The sequence below is a fragment of the Rhizobacter sp. P3_C12 genome, from assembly GCF_056402735.1.
Window position 1 is genome coordinate 1 of sequence record NZ_JBFUGW010000166.1, and the last position, 14652, is coordinate 14652.

A 14652-nucleotide genomic window follows, 5' to 3' on the forward strand; every position below is an offset into this window, starting at 1 on the left:
GACCGGACACTGCTGCCACGGCCGCGTCCGCGCCGCAAGCACTGAAAGGTAATCGCGTGTTGCCAACGAACCCAACCATTCCAACCCGGAGGGCCCTCATCCATGACTCGATTGACCCATGAGCACCTCGAGGCGATCGAACGCCACGCCCCTGTCGCGCCGGTGCAGCAGCTGCGGCTGCAGGTGATGCAGATCCGCGATGAACTGCAGCACCTCGTCGCCGACGAGGCCGACTACGCGCGCGCCTTGCTGATGAAGCTCGGGCGCATCGTCGACGAGCAGTTGACGCCGCGTGCGACCGCACAGCCCGCACCCGTCTGGTTCGGCGACTGGCAGGCACCCGCGTGGCTCGCACAGCCGATCCAGGTCGCCGCCGCGGCCGTCAGGGCGCCGCTCTCGACGCCGGTGATGCGAGCGCGCGTCGGCCGGCGACGACCGAAAACCGGTCCCACCCTGCCGCAACGCGCGGCCGGCGCGGGCACGGCCTGAGCCTTGCCCGGCAGCAGCCGCAGCGCCGTCGCGCGCTGCGTGCTCTGCCTGGCATCGTTTGCAGCGCGGTTTGCAATACGCCGAGCCTGCTGCGAACAGGGTGAACTGCACAATTTCTCCTCTTGTGGTGGCTAGGGTCGCCGGTGCTCCACCGATCCGCACACACATTCAGGAGGACTGATCATGAGCACTGAAGCCACCGTTCCCGAAGTCACCGATCCCGAAACCACCGCCCGCTACGCCCGCTGCATCGAGCTCTCGAAGCGCGTGCGCTGGGACATCGACCGCGACGTCATCCGCAGCCGCAGCTTCGATTTCGACCAGAAGTTCCTGCCCGACGGGCTGACGCAGCTCGACCGGCTGCACGGCTGCAGCAGCGCCGAGAAACGGCTGCTCAGCCAGATCCAGGGCCGCACCTACGCCAACATGTTCGGCATGGTCGAGCGCTTCATCAATGCCAAGCTGCTCGACGTGAGCCGCGAGTACTGGTTCGGCGACCAGCTCGCCCTCGAGGCGCTGATCCGATTCAGCGACGAAGAGCTGAAGCACCAGGCGCTGTTCCGGCGGCTCGAGCACCTGATGGCCACCGGCATGGCGCCCGGCTACCAGTTCGTGCCCGAGGCCGACCCCGTTGCCCGCCTGGTGCTCAGCAAATCGACCTGGGCGGTGCTGGCGCTGACCTGCCACATCGAGCTCTTCACGCAGACGCACTACCAGCGCAGCATCCATCCCGATCCCGAGCTGTCCGAACTGTTCAGGGACGTGTTCCGCTTCCACTGGAAAGAGGAATCCCAGCACGCGGTGCTCGACGAGATCGAATGGCAGCGGGAAGACGCCAGGCTGACGCCGGCCCAGCGCGATGCGGCGGTCGACGACCTGATCGCGCTGATGCTCGCCATCGACGGGCTGCTGCGTGCGCAGAGCAGGTCCGACGTCCGGTACTTCATCCACCTGCTCGGCCCGCGCTCGCCGGAGCAACTGGACCAGCTGCACACCGTGATGCTGCGGGCCTACCGCTGGCAGTACATCGTCTCCGGCATCGAGCAGCCCCGCTTCTTCCAGCTGCTCACCGGCCTGCTCACCGAGGCGCAGATGAACCGCGTGACCCATGCACTCACACCGCTGATCGGCTGATTCCCCTGCGCCTGCCGATGGCAAAACGCGGCATCATCCGCTGATGAGGAAGGGGCATCAGGCGGGTCCGGCAGTTCCGCATGCAGTGGCAGGCTCGGGAGCGAGCGCCCTCGCCCCGCGCCGGCCCGGCCTGCGCCGCAGCCAGTCGGTGCTGGTCGTGGGGCTGCTGGTGATGGTGCTGACGCTGTCGGCCGCCGGTTTCATCAGCTGGCGCAGCCGCCAGGACGCCCTCGACGACTGGCGGCTGTTTCTCTCCAAGCTCTCGACGCTGGCGGTGCGCCATGCCGACCAGACGCTCGCCGCGGCCGATGCCGTCCTCGGCCGCGTGATCGACGAGATCAACAAGTCCGAGCCGATCGACGAGGGCGCGCTGCGGCGCATCGCCGGCCGGCAATCGGTGTTCGACATGATGCGCGAGCGCCAGAAGGACCTGCCACAGATCGACGTGATCTCGATCGCGACCACCGCCGGCGACATCGTCAATTTCTCGCGCGGCTACCCGCCGCCCGACATCAACGTGTCCGACCGCGACTACCTGAAGACCCACCTGTCCAACCCGTCGCTGGAGGTCTTCCTGTCCGAGCCGGTCAAGAACCGCGGCAACGGCCGCTGGACCTTCTATCTCGTGCGCAAGCTGCGCAATCCGCAGGGCCGCATGATCGGCGTCGCGCAGGTCGGCATCGAGAGCGAGTATTTCGAGCGCTTCTACCGCTCGATGAACTTCGAGCAGGGCGACGTCTCGCTGGCGCTGCTGCGCGGCGACGCCACGTTGCTGGCGCGCCACCCGCCGCGCGAGGATTTCATGGGCCAGGTCATCAAGGGCAGTGGGTCGCTGCGCGCGCTGGCCGAGGGGGCGCAGATCGGCGGCACCGCGGTCTTCAACGACCCGCGCCCCACCGACCCGAGCGATTCGCGGCTGCGCATCGTCGCGCCGGCCGTGTCGCAGGCCTACCCGATGGTGGTCAGCATCATCGCCACCGAGACCGTCGTGCTGGCGCACTGGCGCCGCACCAACTGGCTGGTCGTGTCGGTGGCGCTCGCGATGAACGCCCTGCTGCTGTGGCTCACGCTGTCGGTCTATCGCCTGCTGGAGCGGCGCGACCAGATGCTGAGCGAGCTCGAGCGCGCCCGCTCCGCCGCTGAAAGCGCGAGCCGCGCGAAATCCGCCTTCCTGGCCAACATGAGCCACGAGATCCGCACGCCGATGAACGGCGTGCTCGGCATGACCGAGCTGTTGCTGCAGACCGAGCTGACGGCCCGCCAGCGCGACCTCGCGACCGCCGCCTACGGCTCCGGCGAGACGATGCTGCACCTGATCAACGACATCCTCGACGTGTCCAAGATCGAGGCCGGCAAGGTCGAGCTCGAGGCGATCGATTTCGACCTGTCCGCGCTGGTGCACGACGAGCTCGGGCTGCATGCCGCGGCGACCCGCCGCAAAGGGGTGGCGCTGTCCGTCGAGATCGGCCATGGCGTGCCGCAGGTGGTGCGCGGCGACCCGATGCGGCTGCGCCAGGTGCTCGCCAACTTGCTGAGCAATGCGGTCAAGTTCACCGAGCAGGGCCAGATCGAGCTGAAGCTCGGCGCGCTCGATGCCGGCGCGGCGCCCGGGCCGCGCATCGAGTTCTGCGTGAGCGACACCGGCATCGGCATGGACGACGCGGCCCGCGCCCTGCTCTTCCAGCCCTTCACGCAGGCCGACGGCTCGATGACCCGCCGCTACGGCGGCACGGGGCTCGGGCTCGCGATCACGCGGCAACTCGTCACGCTGATGGGCGGAACGATCGCGGTCGACAGCGCCAAGGGGCACGGCTCCACCTTCTTCGTGCGCATCCCGTTCGCCACGGCGCAGGGCGTGCCGGCGTCCCGCGAGCGGCCGGCCGCACCGAGCGCCGGCAGCACGCCGCTGTCCGGCCGCCGCGTGCTGCTGGCCGAAGACAACCCGGTGAACATGGAGGTCGCGGCGGCGATGCTCGAATCGCTGAACCTGCAGGTCGACCGCGCGACCGATGGGCTGCAGGCCATCGCCCGCTGCCGCGAGCGCGTCTACGACGCCGTGCTGATGGACTGCCAGATGCCGGGCATCGACGGGCTGGAGGCGACCCGCCGCATCCGGGCCCAGGGCGAGCGCGAGCTGCCGATCATCGCGCTGACCGCCAATGCGATGGCCGGCGACCGCGAAGACTGCCTCGCCGCCGGCATGAACGACTACATCGCGAAGCCCTTCACCCGCGACGTGATCGAGCATGTGCTGCAGCGCTGGCTCAGCGCGCCGCCGCGCCTGGCGCCGCAGGCCCTGGCCGAACTGCGGGCCCGGCAGCGGCCGGGCATGCACGACCTGCTGCATTCGGTCACCTCGACCTTCCTCGGCGAGGCGCCGCGGCTGATGCAGCAGATGCGCGCGGCGGCCGCCGAACCGGTGCAGTGGACCGAGCTGAAGCGCGCCGCGCATGCGCTGGCCACCTCGGGGCGGCAACTCGGCGCCGAGCGGCTGGCCACGCTGTCGATGGCACTGGCCGACAGCGTGCACACCGGCACGAGCGGCGACCTGGGCGCGGCGCTCGACGAGATCGGCGCGGAACTTGCACGCGTCGAATCGGACGTGCGAGGCTTGTAGTCAAGAAGGAGATTCACATGGCAACCCGCGGATTCTTCGGCCGCCGCCCGGCCATCGACGTGGCGAAGCGGCTGCCACCCGGCCAGCACCTCACCGACGACTTCCCGGTGCTGTCGTACGGCCCGACGCCCGAGGTGCCGCTGGCCGACTGGCGCTTCACGCTGCACGACGGCCCGCGGCCGTTGGCCAGCTGGTCCTGGGACGAGTTCAACGCCCTGCCCCAGACCACCTGGCGCGGCGACATCCATTGCGTGACCACCTGGTCGAAGTTCGACACCGAATGGCAGGGCGTCACCGTCGACGACCTGCTGCGCGCCGCCGGCATCGAGGCGCCCACGCCCTGGGTGCTGGCGCGCTCGTTCGACGACTACGACACCAACGTGCCGATGGCCGACCTCGCCAACGGGCAGGCGATGGTCGCGACGCGCTTCGGCGGCGCCCCGCTCGCGCCCGAGCACGGCGGCCCGGCCCGGCTGCTGGTGCCGCACCTGTATTTCTGGAAGAGCGCGAAATGGCTCAAGGGCCTGCGCTTCACCGCCCGCGACGAGGCCGGATTCTGGGAGCTGCGCGGCTATCACATGCGCGGCGATCCGTGGCGCGAGCAGCGCTACACGAACGATCCGTGAGGGGCTGGCACGTGGACTGGAGCGACGTGGTGATCGACGAGGTCCGGCCCCGCACGCCGCGGGTGGCCAGCGTGTTCCTGCGCCTGCAGCTGGCCGCGCAGCATGCCGGCCAGCACCTGGACCTGCGGCTGACGGCGCCCGATGGCTACCAGGCGCAGCGCAGCTACTCGATCGCGTCGGTGCCGGGTGCGGCACGGGTCGAGCTGATGGTCGAGCGGCTCGACGCCGGCGAGGTCTCGCCCTGGTTCCACGAAGCAGCCCAGGCCGGCGACGCACTCGAGGCGCGCGGCCCGATCGGCGGGCACTTCGTGTGGCAGCCGGCCGACGGCGGTCCCTTGCTGCTGGTGGGCGGCGGCTCCGGCGTCGTCCCGCTGCTGGCGATGCTGCGGCTGCGGCACCAGGCCGGCCGCGGCCTGCCGACGCTGCTGCTGTACTCGGCACGCCGGCACGAGGAACTGATCTGTGCCGATGAACTGGCCGCGATGGCGGGCGACGATCCGTCGCTGCGGCTGGTCTTCATCACGACGCGCGAGCCGCGCCGCCGGCCCGGCGACCTCGATCGCCGGCTGGACGACGCGCTGCTGCGCGAAGCGCTGGCCGGCTGGGGGCACGCGCCCGCGGCGTCATTCGTCTGCGGCGCGACGCCGTTCGTCGAGGCCATCGCCTCGGGGCTGCGAGCGGCCGGCATCGACGCCTCGACGATACGCACCGAGCGCTACGGCGGGGCCTGAGCCCGGGCCGAGCGCCGGACGAGAGGCATCATCTCCGGCGACAATCCGCCGATGCCCCGCCCCACCCTGCGCACCGTCTGCGCCCACCGCTACGTCACGCCGCTGCGCGAAGGCGGCTCGCTGCCCGCGATCATCGAGGCCGATGACCAGGGCCTGTACGTGCTCAAGTTCCGCGGCGCCGGCCAGGGCCCGAAGGCGCTGATCGCCGAGCTGGTGTGCGGCGAGCTGGCGCGCGTGGCCGGCCTCGCGGTGCCCGAGATCGTGCTGGTCGAGCTCGAGGCCGAACTCGCCCGCACCGAGCCCGACCCCGAGATCCAGGACCTGATCCGTGCCAGCGCCGGCCTGAACCTCGCGCTCGACTACCTGCCCGGCTCCGTCACCTTCGACCCGCTGGCCGACCAGCCGGCCGCCGACATCGCATCGGCCATCGTCTGGCACGACGCTTTCGTCACCAACGTCGACCGCACGCCGCGCAACAGCAACCTGCTGATGTGGCACCGCCGGCTGTGGCTGATCGACCATGGCGCGGCGCTGTATTTCCATCACGCGTGGGATGGCCACCTCGACCGCGCCGCCAGCCCTTTTGCGCTGGTGCGCGACCATGTGCTGCTGCCGTTCGCCGCCGCGCTGCCCGAGGCCGATGCGCGCATGCGCGAGGCGATCACGCCGAAGGCCATCGCCGACATCGTCGCGCTGATCCCCGATGCGTGGCTCGACGAGCCCGAGGTCTTCGCCGACCCTGCCGCGCACCGCCAGGCCTATGCCGATTACCTGGCGCGCCGGCTGGCGTCGTCGAACGTTTTTGTCGAGGAGGCGATCCGTGCCCGCTCCCAGCTCCGCTGACCTCTGCACCTACGACTACGCGATCGTCCGCGTGGTGCCGCGGGTCGAGCGCGGCGAGTTCATCAACGTCGGGGCGATCGTCTCGTGCGCGCCGTCGGGCTTCCTGCAGGCCGGCATCGAGGTCGACGAGGCCCGCCTGCTGGCGCTGGACCCGGGCCTGGACCTGGCCGCCATCCGCGCCTCGCTGGCCGCGATCCCGGCGATCTGCCGCGGCGGCGCCGAGGCGGGTGCGCTCGGCCGGCTGCTGCCGCGCGAGCGGTTCGACTGGCTGGTCGCGCCGCGCAGCACGGCGATCCAGACCTCGCCGGTGCACACCGGCCGCTGCCGCGACCTGCCGGGCGCGCTGGAGCGGCTGCTCGATGCGATGGTGCGGCCGCGCCGCCCTGCCTGATCGGCCGGCGGATCAGCCCAGGTAGCGGTTTTCGAGGTGCCGGCGGAAGTGCAGCGGGTTCAGCGGCTCGCCGCTCGCGCGCACCGCGAGTTCGGCCGTCGTCCAGCGGCTCGCCTGCTGCCACACGTTCTCGCGCAGCCAGTCGAACACCGGTGACAGGTCGCCGGCGGCGATGCGTGAATCCAGGTCCGGGTGCTGGCCGCGCAGGGTCGCGAACCACTGCGCCGCGTACATCGCGCCCAGCGTGTAGCACGGGAAATAGCCGAACAGGCCGTCGGGCCAGTGCACGTCCTGCAGCGGGCCGTTGGTGAAGTTGCCGCGGGTGTCGACGCCCAGCAGTTCCATCATGCCGGCGTCCCACAGGCCGGGAATGTCTTCCGGCTCGATCTCGCCTTCGATCAACGCACGCTCGATCCGGTAGCGCAGGATCACGTGGGCCGGGTAGGTCACCTCGTCGGCATCGACGCGGATGAAGCCCGGGTTCACGCGCGTGACCAGGCGGTAGAGGTTGTCGGGTGCAAAGGCCGGTTGCGCACCGAAATGCGTGGCCAGCATCGGCGCCAGCAACTGCGTGAAGCCGCGGCTGCAGCCGAGTTGCATCTCGAAACTCAGGCTCTGGCTCTCATGCAGGGCCATCGAGCGCGCACTGGACACCGGCTGGCCGAGCCAGCTGCGCGGGCGGTTCTGCTCGTAGCGGCCGTGGCCGGTCTCGTGGATGGTGCCCATCAGGCTTTGCAGGAAGCCGTCTTCGCGGTAGCGGGTGGTCAGGCGCACGTCTTCTGGCACGCCGCCGGAGAACGGGTGGGCGCTGGTGTCGAGCCGGCCGGCCTCGAAATCGAAGTCCAGCAGGTGCATCACGGCCTCGCACAACCGGCGCTGCTGCTCGACGGGGAACGGGCCCACCGGCTCGAGGCAGGTTTCGCGCGACTGGCGGTCGCGCACCTGGGCGATCAGGCCGGGCAGCCATTGCCGCAGGTCACCGAAGACGCGGTCGACCTCGGCGCTGGTCATGCCGGGTTCGTAGCGGTCCATCAGCGCGTCGTACTTCGACAGGCCGGTCTGCTCCGACAGCAGCCGGGCTTCTTCGCGGCCGACGCGCAGCACCTCGCGGAAATTGACGACGAAGCCGGCCCAGTGGTTGGCCGGCCTCTGTGTGCGCCAGGCGTGTTCGCAGCGCGCGGTGGCCAGCGAGCGCGCCTGCACCAGCGATTCGGGCAGCGCATTGGCGAGCCGCCATTCGCGCTGGATCTCGCGCAGGTTGGCGCGCTGGAAATCGTCGAGCGGTTCCTGCCCGGCGCGCTCGATGTCGCCGGCGGTCGATGGATCGGTGCGCAACCGATGCATCAGCGCAGAAAGCTCGGCCACCGCGGCGGCCCGGGCATCGTTGCCCTTGGGCGGCATCATCGCCGCCTGGTCCCAGCCGGCGATGGCGCGAAGGTGATCGAAGTGGTGAAGGCGCTGGCTCAGGGCGGCCAGCGCGTCATAGGCGGGTGTCTTGGCAGTCATGTCATCGATGCGTAGTGCATCGATGCTACGTCAGGCGGTGCCGGCCTGACGAATCCGGACCCCGAAGAAATCAGTCGGCCGAGTCGCTTTCCGGCTCGGCGTCGATCAGGTGATCGTAGGCGTTGATGTCGGATTCGACGCGCGGGATCAGCGGCTTGTCCAGCGGGCGGCAGATGCGGCGCTGCAGGCGGTCCAGGCGCTCGGAGCGCTCCATCGCCTGGAACACTTCGGCCGGATTCATCATGAGAACGAAGGGGTTGCCAACGATCTCGGTGCTGTCGGTGCTCTGCATGGTGACGCTCCAGTGAACGGGTGTGTCGATGGAGTCACTGTAGGCGCCGCATCCTCTTCCTCGTAGTCGGTACCGCTCCAAACGAGGGGTCAGAAGAACCCTGACAAGTCTGTCGGCGGGCTGTCGCTGGGCTGTCGGGGATGGCATGCGGAAGCCGGTGATCCAGTTCCGTATGAAATCATATTTGTCGTTGCAGATCAATGAATTGAATGGGTTACCTAAAGCAATTCTTGAGATCCGATTGCTTACATTCCGGCAGGTTCGGGCAAACGGAACAGCGCTTCGAAATTCCGGCTGGTCTGCGCCGCGACCTCCTCGACGGTACAGCCCTTCAGCTCGGCGATCTGCTTCGCGACGTAAGGCACGTACGCCGGCGTGTTGGTCTTGCCGCGGTACGGCACGGGCGCCAGGTACGGGCTGTCGGTCTCGATCAGGCAGCGGTCCAGCGGCACGTAGCGCGCCACCTCCTTCAGCTCGACGGCGCTCTTGAAGGTCAGGATGCCGGAGAACGAGATCAGGAAGCCGAGGTCGAGCGCATCGCGCGCCACGGCCATCGTCTCGGTGAAGCAATGGAACACGCCGCGCGAGCGGCCGGCGCCCTGCTCCTTCAGCAGCGCGACGGTGTCGTCCGACGCGCTGCGGGTGTGGATCACGAGCGGCAGGTCGCGCTCGAGCCCGGCGCGGATGTGCACCCGGAAGCGCTCGCGCTGCCACTCCATGTCGGCGATGCTGCGGCCGTTGAGTCGGTAGTAGTCGAGGCCGGTCTCGCCGATCGCGACCACCTTGTCGCGCCGGCTCAGCGCCACCAGCGTCTCGACGCTCGGCTCCAGCACGTCCTCGTTGTCGGGGTGCACGCCGACCGAGGCCCAGAAATTGTCGTGCTCCGCCGCCAGCGCCTGCACGCCGTCGAACTCCTCGAGGGTCGTGCAGATGCACAGCGCGCGGTCGACCTGCGCGGCGGCCATCTCGGCGCGGATCTCGTCCAGGCGAGCGCGCAGCTCGGGAAAGCTCAGGTGGCAGTGGGAGTCGACGAACATGGAAGCGATGCAGCGCGCGGCGCGGCAGACGGGATCAGATCGTCTGCGTCGGCTTGGCGGATTGGATGGAGGTGCCGAGGATTTCTTCGATCTTCAGCTTCAGCACGCGGGTCTTCTCGTCGGTCGGGAACCGCACGCCGACGCCCTGGGTGCGGCCGCCCGAGGCATTGGCCGGCGTGATCCACGACACCTTGCCGGCAACCGGGTAGCGCTGCGGATCGTCCGGCAGCGACAGCAGCAGGTAGATGTCCTCGCCGAGCTTGTACTCGCGCGTGGTCGGCACGAACAGCCCGCCCTCGCTGAACAGCGGGATGAAGGCGGCGTACAGCGCGCCCTTTTCGCGAAAGACCAGCTGGATGACGCTCGGCCGCGAGGCGGCGGGTGCAACTGCGCGGGAAGGAGTGGCAGAGGAATCGCTCATCGGGCCGAGTGTACCGAAGGACCCTTGACATGGCGCGCCGGAGCGAGTGCCTCGCGCGCCTGTTGCACCAAGGATTCCACCATCACCGGCTGATTCCACGGGTGCTCGCCGTGCCGGCTCGCGGTGGACAGCGCCGACGCCCAGCGCGTCAGGCCGTACAGCGGCATCGCGGCGGGCAGCGAGGCCGGCGGAAAGTAGCGCGGCGGCGCGCCGCAGGCCAGGCACAGCGCGTCATGGCAGAGCTTGTGCATCGCCTCCAGCAGCCGCGGCAGCGGCCACGCGCCGAGCTGGCCCGCATCGCCGGCGGCGAGCTGCTTCGGCAGGCGCAGCCACGCCACCGCATCGACGCCGTCCTGCGCCCATTCGAGCGCCTGCAGCGGCTGGCCGCCGGCCGCGGCGAGCAGCACCTCGGGTTGCGCCACCTTGTGCTCGGCGAGCCAGCGGGTGGCCAGCTCGGTGGGCGGCAGCGCCAGCGGCAGCGCCTGGCAGCGGCTGCGGATGGTCGGCAGCAACGCATCGGGCGAGCCGCTGCTGAGGATGAAGCGCGCCTGCCCGGGCGGCTCTTCCAGCGTCTTCAGCAGCGTGTTGGCCGAGATGCCGTTCATGCGCTCCGCCGGGTGCAGCAGCACCACCTTGGCACGCCCGCGCGCCGAGGTGGTCTGCGCGAAATTGACCGCACCGCGGATCGCCTCGACCTTCAGCTCCTTGCTCGGCTTGGCCTTCGAGGCCTTGGCCTCGCTGTCGCCGCCCTCTTCCGCGGCGTCCCAGCCCAGCGATTCGCGCAGCGCCTCGGGCAGCAGCACCAGCAGGTCGGGATGCGAGCGCGCCTGCACCAGGTGGCAGCTGGCACAACGCCCGCAGGCCGGCCTGGGTGGCCCGACCGGCGCGGCCTCGCACAGCCACGATTGCGCGAGCGTCAGCCCGAGCTCGAACTGGCCGATGCCCTGCGGCCCGTGGATCAATAAGGCATGGCCGCGCTGCGTGCGCAAGGCTTCATCGAGCGCCGCTGCCAGCCAGGGCAACGGCAGCTTTCCTTCGGGATCTACCACGGGTACTGCTCCAGGGTGGCGAGAACCTGCTGCCAGACCTGCTCGCGCGGTGCGGCGGCCTCGATGCGAACGATGCGATGCGGCGCCGCCCGGTGGCGCGCCTCGTAGCCGGCACGCACGCGCTCGAAGAACGCGAGGTCCTGCTGCTCGAAACGGTCCGGCGCGCGCACCGCGGCTCGGCGTTCGGCCGCCACCGCGGCGGGCAGGTCGAACCAGAAGGTCAGGTCGGGCTGCAGGTCGCGGTGCACCCAGCCTTCCAGCGTGGACAGCACGCCGGCATCGAAGCCGCGGCCGCCGCCCTGGTAGGCGAAGCTCGCATCGGTGAAGCGATCGCACAGCACGGTGCGGCCGGCGGCCAGCGCCGGCTCGATCACCTGCGCCAGGTGATCGCGGCGCGCACCGAACACCAGCAGCGCCTCGGTCAGCGGATCCATCGGCGAGTGCAGCAGCAGCTCGCGCAGTTGCTCGGCCAGCGGCGTGCCGCCTGGCTCGCGGGTCAGCACGACCGGCTGGCCGGCCTGCCGCAGGTGCTCGGCCAGCGCGTCGATGTGCGTGGATTTGCCGGCGCCGTCGATGCCTTCGAAGGTGATGAATCGTCCGCGCACGGGCACTGGGCTGCTACTTCTGGTATTGGTTGACCGCGCGATTATGCTCGGCCAGCGTCTCGCTGAACTGGCTGCTGCCGTCGCCGCGGGCCACGAAGTACAAGGCCTTGGTGGCTTCGGGCCGCACTGCGGCGAGCAGCGAGGCGCGCCCCGGCATCGCGATCGGCGTCGGCGGCAGGCCGGTGCGCAGGTAGGTGTTGTACGGCCCGTCGGTGGTCAGGTCGCGCTTGCGCAGGTTGCCGTCGAAGCTCTCGCCGAGCCCGTAGATCACCGTCGGGTCGGTCTGCAGCGCCATGCCGATGCGCAGCCGGTTCGTGAACACGCCGGCCACGCGGCTGCGGTCGGCCGGCGTGCCGGTTTCCTTCTCGACGATCGACGCCAGCGTCAGCGCCTCGTCGGCGTTGCGCAGCGGCGTGTTCGCGGCGCGCTCGGCCCAGGCCAGCTCCAGCTGGCGCTGCATCGCGCGCTGTGCCCGCTTCAGCACCGCCACATCGCTCGCGCCCTTGCTGTAGGCGTAGGTGTCGGGATAGAAGCGGCCTTCCGGCGCCACGCCGGCCGCGCCGATCGCGGCCATCAGCTGCGCATCGGTCATGCCGGTGGTGGTCTGCTTCAGGTTCTCGGCCTTCGCGAGTTCGGCGCGGAACTGGCGGAAGGTCCAGCCTTCGATCAGGCGCACGGTGGACAGCACCTCGTCGCCACGCACCATCTTGTCGAGCAGGCCGCGCGGCGTGATGCCACGCACGATCGCATAGCTGCCGGCGCGGATCTTGCGCGCCTGGCCGGACCAGCGGAACCATTCATACAGCAGGACCGGCGGGGCCTGCACGCCGGCCTGCGTCCAGGCGAATGCGACCTCGCGCGGCGAGGTGCCGGGCTCGATCGACACCTCGACCGCCTCGGCATTCAGCGGCAGCGGCTGCTGCAGCCACCAATACACGCCACCGGCCGCAGCGCCGGCGACGAGGAGGGCCAGCATGAACATCAGCAGGACGAGACGGCGCAGGAATTTCACGGCGGGAAGGTCGGAAGAAGGTCCGGAGACCCCGGTCGGGACCCGATGACGGGCGCTGATGATAATCGGCACTTCTGCACGGCTTGTATCCAATGCGCACAACCCTCTCCCTCGACGGCATCGCGACCCTGAACGACTGGGGCGTGATCCGCGCCCGCGGCGCCGACGCCGCGTCCTTCCTGCACGGCCAGTTGACCAGCGACGTCTCGCAGCTCGGCGCCGACCGCGCCCGGCTGGCCGGCTACTGCTCGGCAAAGGGCCGGCTGCTGGCGAGCTTCGTGGTGTGGCAGCCGGCGCCCGACGAGCTGCTGCTCGCCTGCAGCGCCGACCTGCTGGCGCCGACGCTGAAGCGCCTGTCGATGTTCGTGCTGCGCGCCCAGTGCAAGCTGAGCGACGCCTCGGCCGAAATCGCGCTGCACGGCATCGCCGGCCCGTCGGCCCGGTCGTGGCTCGGCGCCGCCGCGCTGCCTGCGCCGTGGTTGCGCAGCGAACATGCCGGCGGCCACCTGGTGCGCCTGCCGGATGCCGATGGACACGAACGTTACCTGTGGGCCGCCCCCACCGGCGCCGCGGCCCCTGCCCTGCCGGCGCTGTCGCTCGACGCCTGGCGCGAAGGCGAGGTCGCGAGCGCGGTGCCGCGCATCGAGGCGGCCACGGTCGACCAGTTCGTGCCGCAGATGCTCAACTTCGAGCTGGTCGGCGGCGTCGACTTCAAGAAGGGCTGCTACCCCGGGCAAGAGATCGTCGCGCGCAGCCAGTACCGCGGCACCATCAAGCGCCGCAGCTTCCTGTTCGACTCCGCCGTGCCGGCGCACGCCGGGCAGGAGATCTTCCACAGCGCGGATCCCGGCCAGCCGGCGGGACTCGTCGTCAACGCGGCCGGCCAGCGCGTGCTGGCCGAGGTCAAGCTCGCCGCGCTCGACGCCGGCAGCCTGCACCTGGGTGCCGCCGACGGGCCGGTGCTCGCGCGCCAGCCGATGCCCTACGACGTCGACATCGACGTGACGGCCTGATCGGCACGGCCGCCTCGGGCATTCCAGGCACGACTTCACGGACCCGCATCGGCGGCGGCATCGTGCGCGAATTGTTCATCTACTATCGGGCGAAGGTCGATGACGCCGAGGCGTTGTCGGCCGCGGTTCTCGCAGCGCAGGCGCAAGTGCAGTCGGCCTGTCCCGGGCTCCAGGCCCGGCTGCTGCGCCGACCCGACTCCCGCGACGAACACCACACCTGGATGGAAACCTACGCCCTCGCACCCCACGGCATCGACGACACGCTCGCGCGGCAGATCGAAGCGCAGCTCGGTGCCGCGCTCGCGCCGTGGCTCGTCGGCCCCCGCCATGCCGAGGGCTTCGTGCCATGTGCCTCGTAGCGCTGGCGATCGATCAGTCGCGCCGCTTCCCGCTGGTCGTTGCAGCGAACCGCGACGAATTCTTCAAGCGCCCGACCGCCCGCCTGGCCTGGTGGTCGCCGGGTGCCGGCCGGCCCGACATCCTCGGCGGGCGCGACCTCGAAGCCGGCGGCACCTGGCTCGGCCTGACCGCCGCCGGCCGCCTGGCCTTCGTCACCAACGTGCGCGATCCGTCGCGCCAGGATCCGCAGGCGCCGTCGCGCGGCGACATCGTGCCGCGCTGGCTGGCGGGCGACCTGCAGACCGACCGCTTCTGGATGCGCACCGCGCTGGCCGGCCACAACGGCTTCAACCTGGTGGCGGCCGATTTCCAGCGCGGCGAATGCTTCTGGGCCTCGAACCACGAGGTGCACCCGGTGCGGCTCGAGCGCGGGCTGTTCGGGCTGTCGAACGGCCGGCTCGATGCGCCGTGGCCCAAGGTCGACCTGCTGAAGTCGCGCGTCGAGGCGGCGCTGTCGGCGAGCGACACCGTCGATGCGCTCAGCAGC

The 14652-nt window shown here is 70.3% G+C and carries 17 protein-coding genes; 10 read left to right on the forward strand and 7 right to left on the reverse strand.

Annotation, left to right across the window (positions count from 1 at the left end):
- Nucleotides 1–102: 102 nt before the first annotated feature.
- From AC1DXV_RS22325 to AC1DXV_RS22355, 7 genes are all read left to right on the forward strand, one after another.
- Complete coding sequence (locus AC1DXV_RS22325) at nucleotides 103–489, forward strand: hypothetical protein (protein WP_477869058.1); 387 nt, start codon at nucleotides 103–105, stop codon at nucleotides 487–489.
- A gap of 183 nt (nucleotides 490–672) precedes the next feature.
- Nucleotides 673–1623, forward strand: a complete 951-nt coding sequence (locus tag AC1DXV_RS22330) for a diiron oxygenase (RefSeq protein WP_477869056.1) — start codon at nucleotides 673–675, stop codon at nucleotides 1621–1623.
- Between the two features lie 85 nt (nucleotides 1624–1708).
- Nucleotides 1709–4240: an ATP-binding protein gene (locus AC1DXV_RS22335; RefSeq protein WP_477935593.1), complete on the forward strand. Its 2532-nt coding sequence runs from the start codon at nucleotides 1709–1711 to the stop codon at nucleotides 4238–4240.
- A 17-nt stretch (nucleotides 4241–4257) separates the two neighbouring features.
- Nucleotides 4258–4866 carry a sulfite oxidase-like oxidoreductase gene (locus AC1DXV_RS22340; protein WP_477869052.1) on the forward strand — a complete coding sequence of 203 codons (609 nt, stop codon included), beginning with the start codon at nucleotides 4258–4260 and terminating at the stop codon, nucleotides 4864–4866.
- Nucleotides 4863–5597: an FAD-binding oxidoreductase gene (locus AC1DXV_RS22345; protein ID WP_477935595.1), complete on the forward strand. Its 735-nt coding sequence runs from the start codon at nucleotides 4863–4865 to the stop codon at nucleotides 5595–5597. The genes AC1DXV_RS22340 and AC1DXV_RS22345 overlap by 4 nt, the downstream gene beginning before the upstream one ends.
- Before the next feature lie 51 nt (nucleotides 5598–5648).
- Nucleotides 5649–6440 (forward strand): HipA family kinase, encoded by a 792-nt coding sequence (locus AC1DXV_RS22350; RefSeq protein ID WP_477872065.1) that lies wholly within the window; start codon nucleotides 5649–5651, stop codon nucleotides 6438–6440.
- Nucleotides 6418–6831, forward strand: a complete 414-nt coding sequence (locus AC1DXV_RS22355) for a DUF3037 domain-containing protein (protein WP_477935597.1) — start codon at nucleotides 6418–6420, stop codon at nucleotides 6829–6831. Before AC1DXV_RS22350 ends, AC1DXV_RS22355 begins: the two co-directional genes overlap by 23 nt.
- A gap of 12 nt (nucleotides 6832–6843) precedes the next feature.
- Here AC1DXV_RS22355 and AC1DXV_RS22360 read toward each other — a convergent pair whose 3' ends face one another.
- The 7 genes from AC1DXV_RS22360 to mltG all read right to left on the reverse strand — a co-directional run bounded on the left by AC1DXV_RS22360 (nucleotide 6844) and on the right by mltG (nucleotide 12723).
- The gene (locus AC1DXV_RS22360; protein ID WP_477872069.1) at nucleotides 6844–8337 is read right to left on the reverse strand and encodes a carboxypeptidase M32; all 1494 of its coding nucleotides are present in this window, start codon (nucleotides 8335–8337) and stop codon (nucleotides 6844–6846) included.
- Between the two features lie 70 nt (nucleotides 8338–8407).
- Nucleotides 8408–8629, reverse strand: a complete 222-nt coding sequence (locus AC1DXV_RS22365) for a hypothetical protein (protein ID WP_477872997.1) — start codon at nucleotides 8627–8629, stop codon at nucleotides 8408–8410.
- A 245-nt stretch (nucleotides 8630–8874) separates the two neighbouring features.
- Entirely contained in the window at nucleotides 8875–9666 is a 792-nt protein-coding gene (locus AC1DXV_RS22370) for a TatD family hydrolase (protein WP_477872999.1), read from the reverse strand.
- 34 nt (nucleotides 9667–9700) lie between these two features.
- Entirely contained in the window at nucleotides 9701–10087 is a 387-nt protein-coding gene (locus tag AC1DXV_RS22375) for a PilZ domain-containing protein (RefSeq protein WP_477873001.1), read from the reverse strand.
- Nucleotides 10084–11136 carry a DNA polymerase III delta subunit-related protein gene (locus AC1DXV_RS22380; protein ID WP_477935599.1) on the reverse strand — a complete coding sequence of 351 codons (1053 nt, stop codon included), beginning with the start codon at nucleotides 11134–11136 and terminating at the stop codon, nucleotides 10084–10086. The genes AC1DXV_RS22375 and AC1DXV_RS22380 overlap by 4 nt, the downstream gene beginning before the upstream one ends.
- Complete coding sequence (tmk, locus tag AC1DXV_RS22385) at nucleotides 11130–11741, reverse strand: dTMP kinase (RefSeq protein ID WP_477870182.1); 612 nt, start codon at nucleotides 11739–11741, stop codon at nucleotides 11130–11132. The genes AC1DXV_RS22380 and tmk overlap by 7 nt, the downstream gene beginning before the upstream one ends.
- Nucleotides 11742–11754: 13 nt before the next feature.
- Complete coding sequence (mltG, locus tag AC1DXV_RS22390) at nucleotides 11755–12723, reverse strand: endolytic transglycosylase MltG (protein WP_477870190.1); 969 nt, start codon at nucleotides 12721–12723, stop codon at nucleotides 11755–11757.
- 122 nt (nucleotides 12724–12845) lie between these two features.
- On the opposite strand from mltG, the gene ygfZ reads away from it, so the two are divergent.
- From ygfZ to AC1DXV_RS22405, 3 genes are all read left to right on the forward strand, one after another.
- A complete protein-coding gene (gene ygfZ, locus AC1DXV_RS22395; protein WP_477870184.1) occupies nucleotides 12846–13766 on the forward strand; it encodes a CAF17-like 4Fe-4S cluster assembly/insertion protein YgfZ in 921 nt (306 codons plus the stop codon).
- 62 nt (nucleotides 13767–13828) lie between these two features.
- Nucleotides 13829–14125: a DUF4936 family protein gene (locus AC1DXV_RS22400; protein WP_477870186.1), complete on the forward strand. Its 297-nt coding sequence runs from the start codon at nucleotides 13829–13831 to the stop codon at nucleotides 14123–14125.
- A partial coding sequence (locus AC1DXV_RS22405) for an NRDE family protein (RefSeq protein ID WP_477935601.1) occupies nucleotides 14113–14652 on the forward strand: 540 nt, incomplete at its 3' end. The genes AC1DXV_RS22400 and AC1DXV_RS22405, both read left to right, overlap by 13 nt.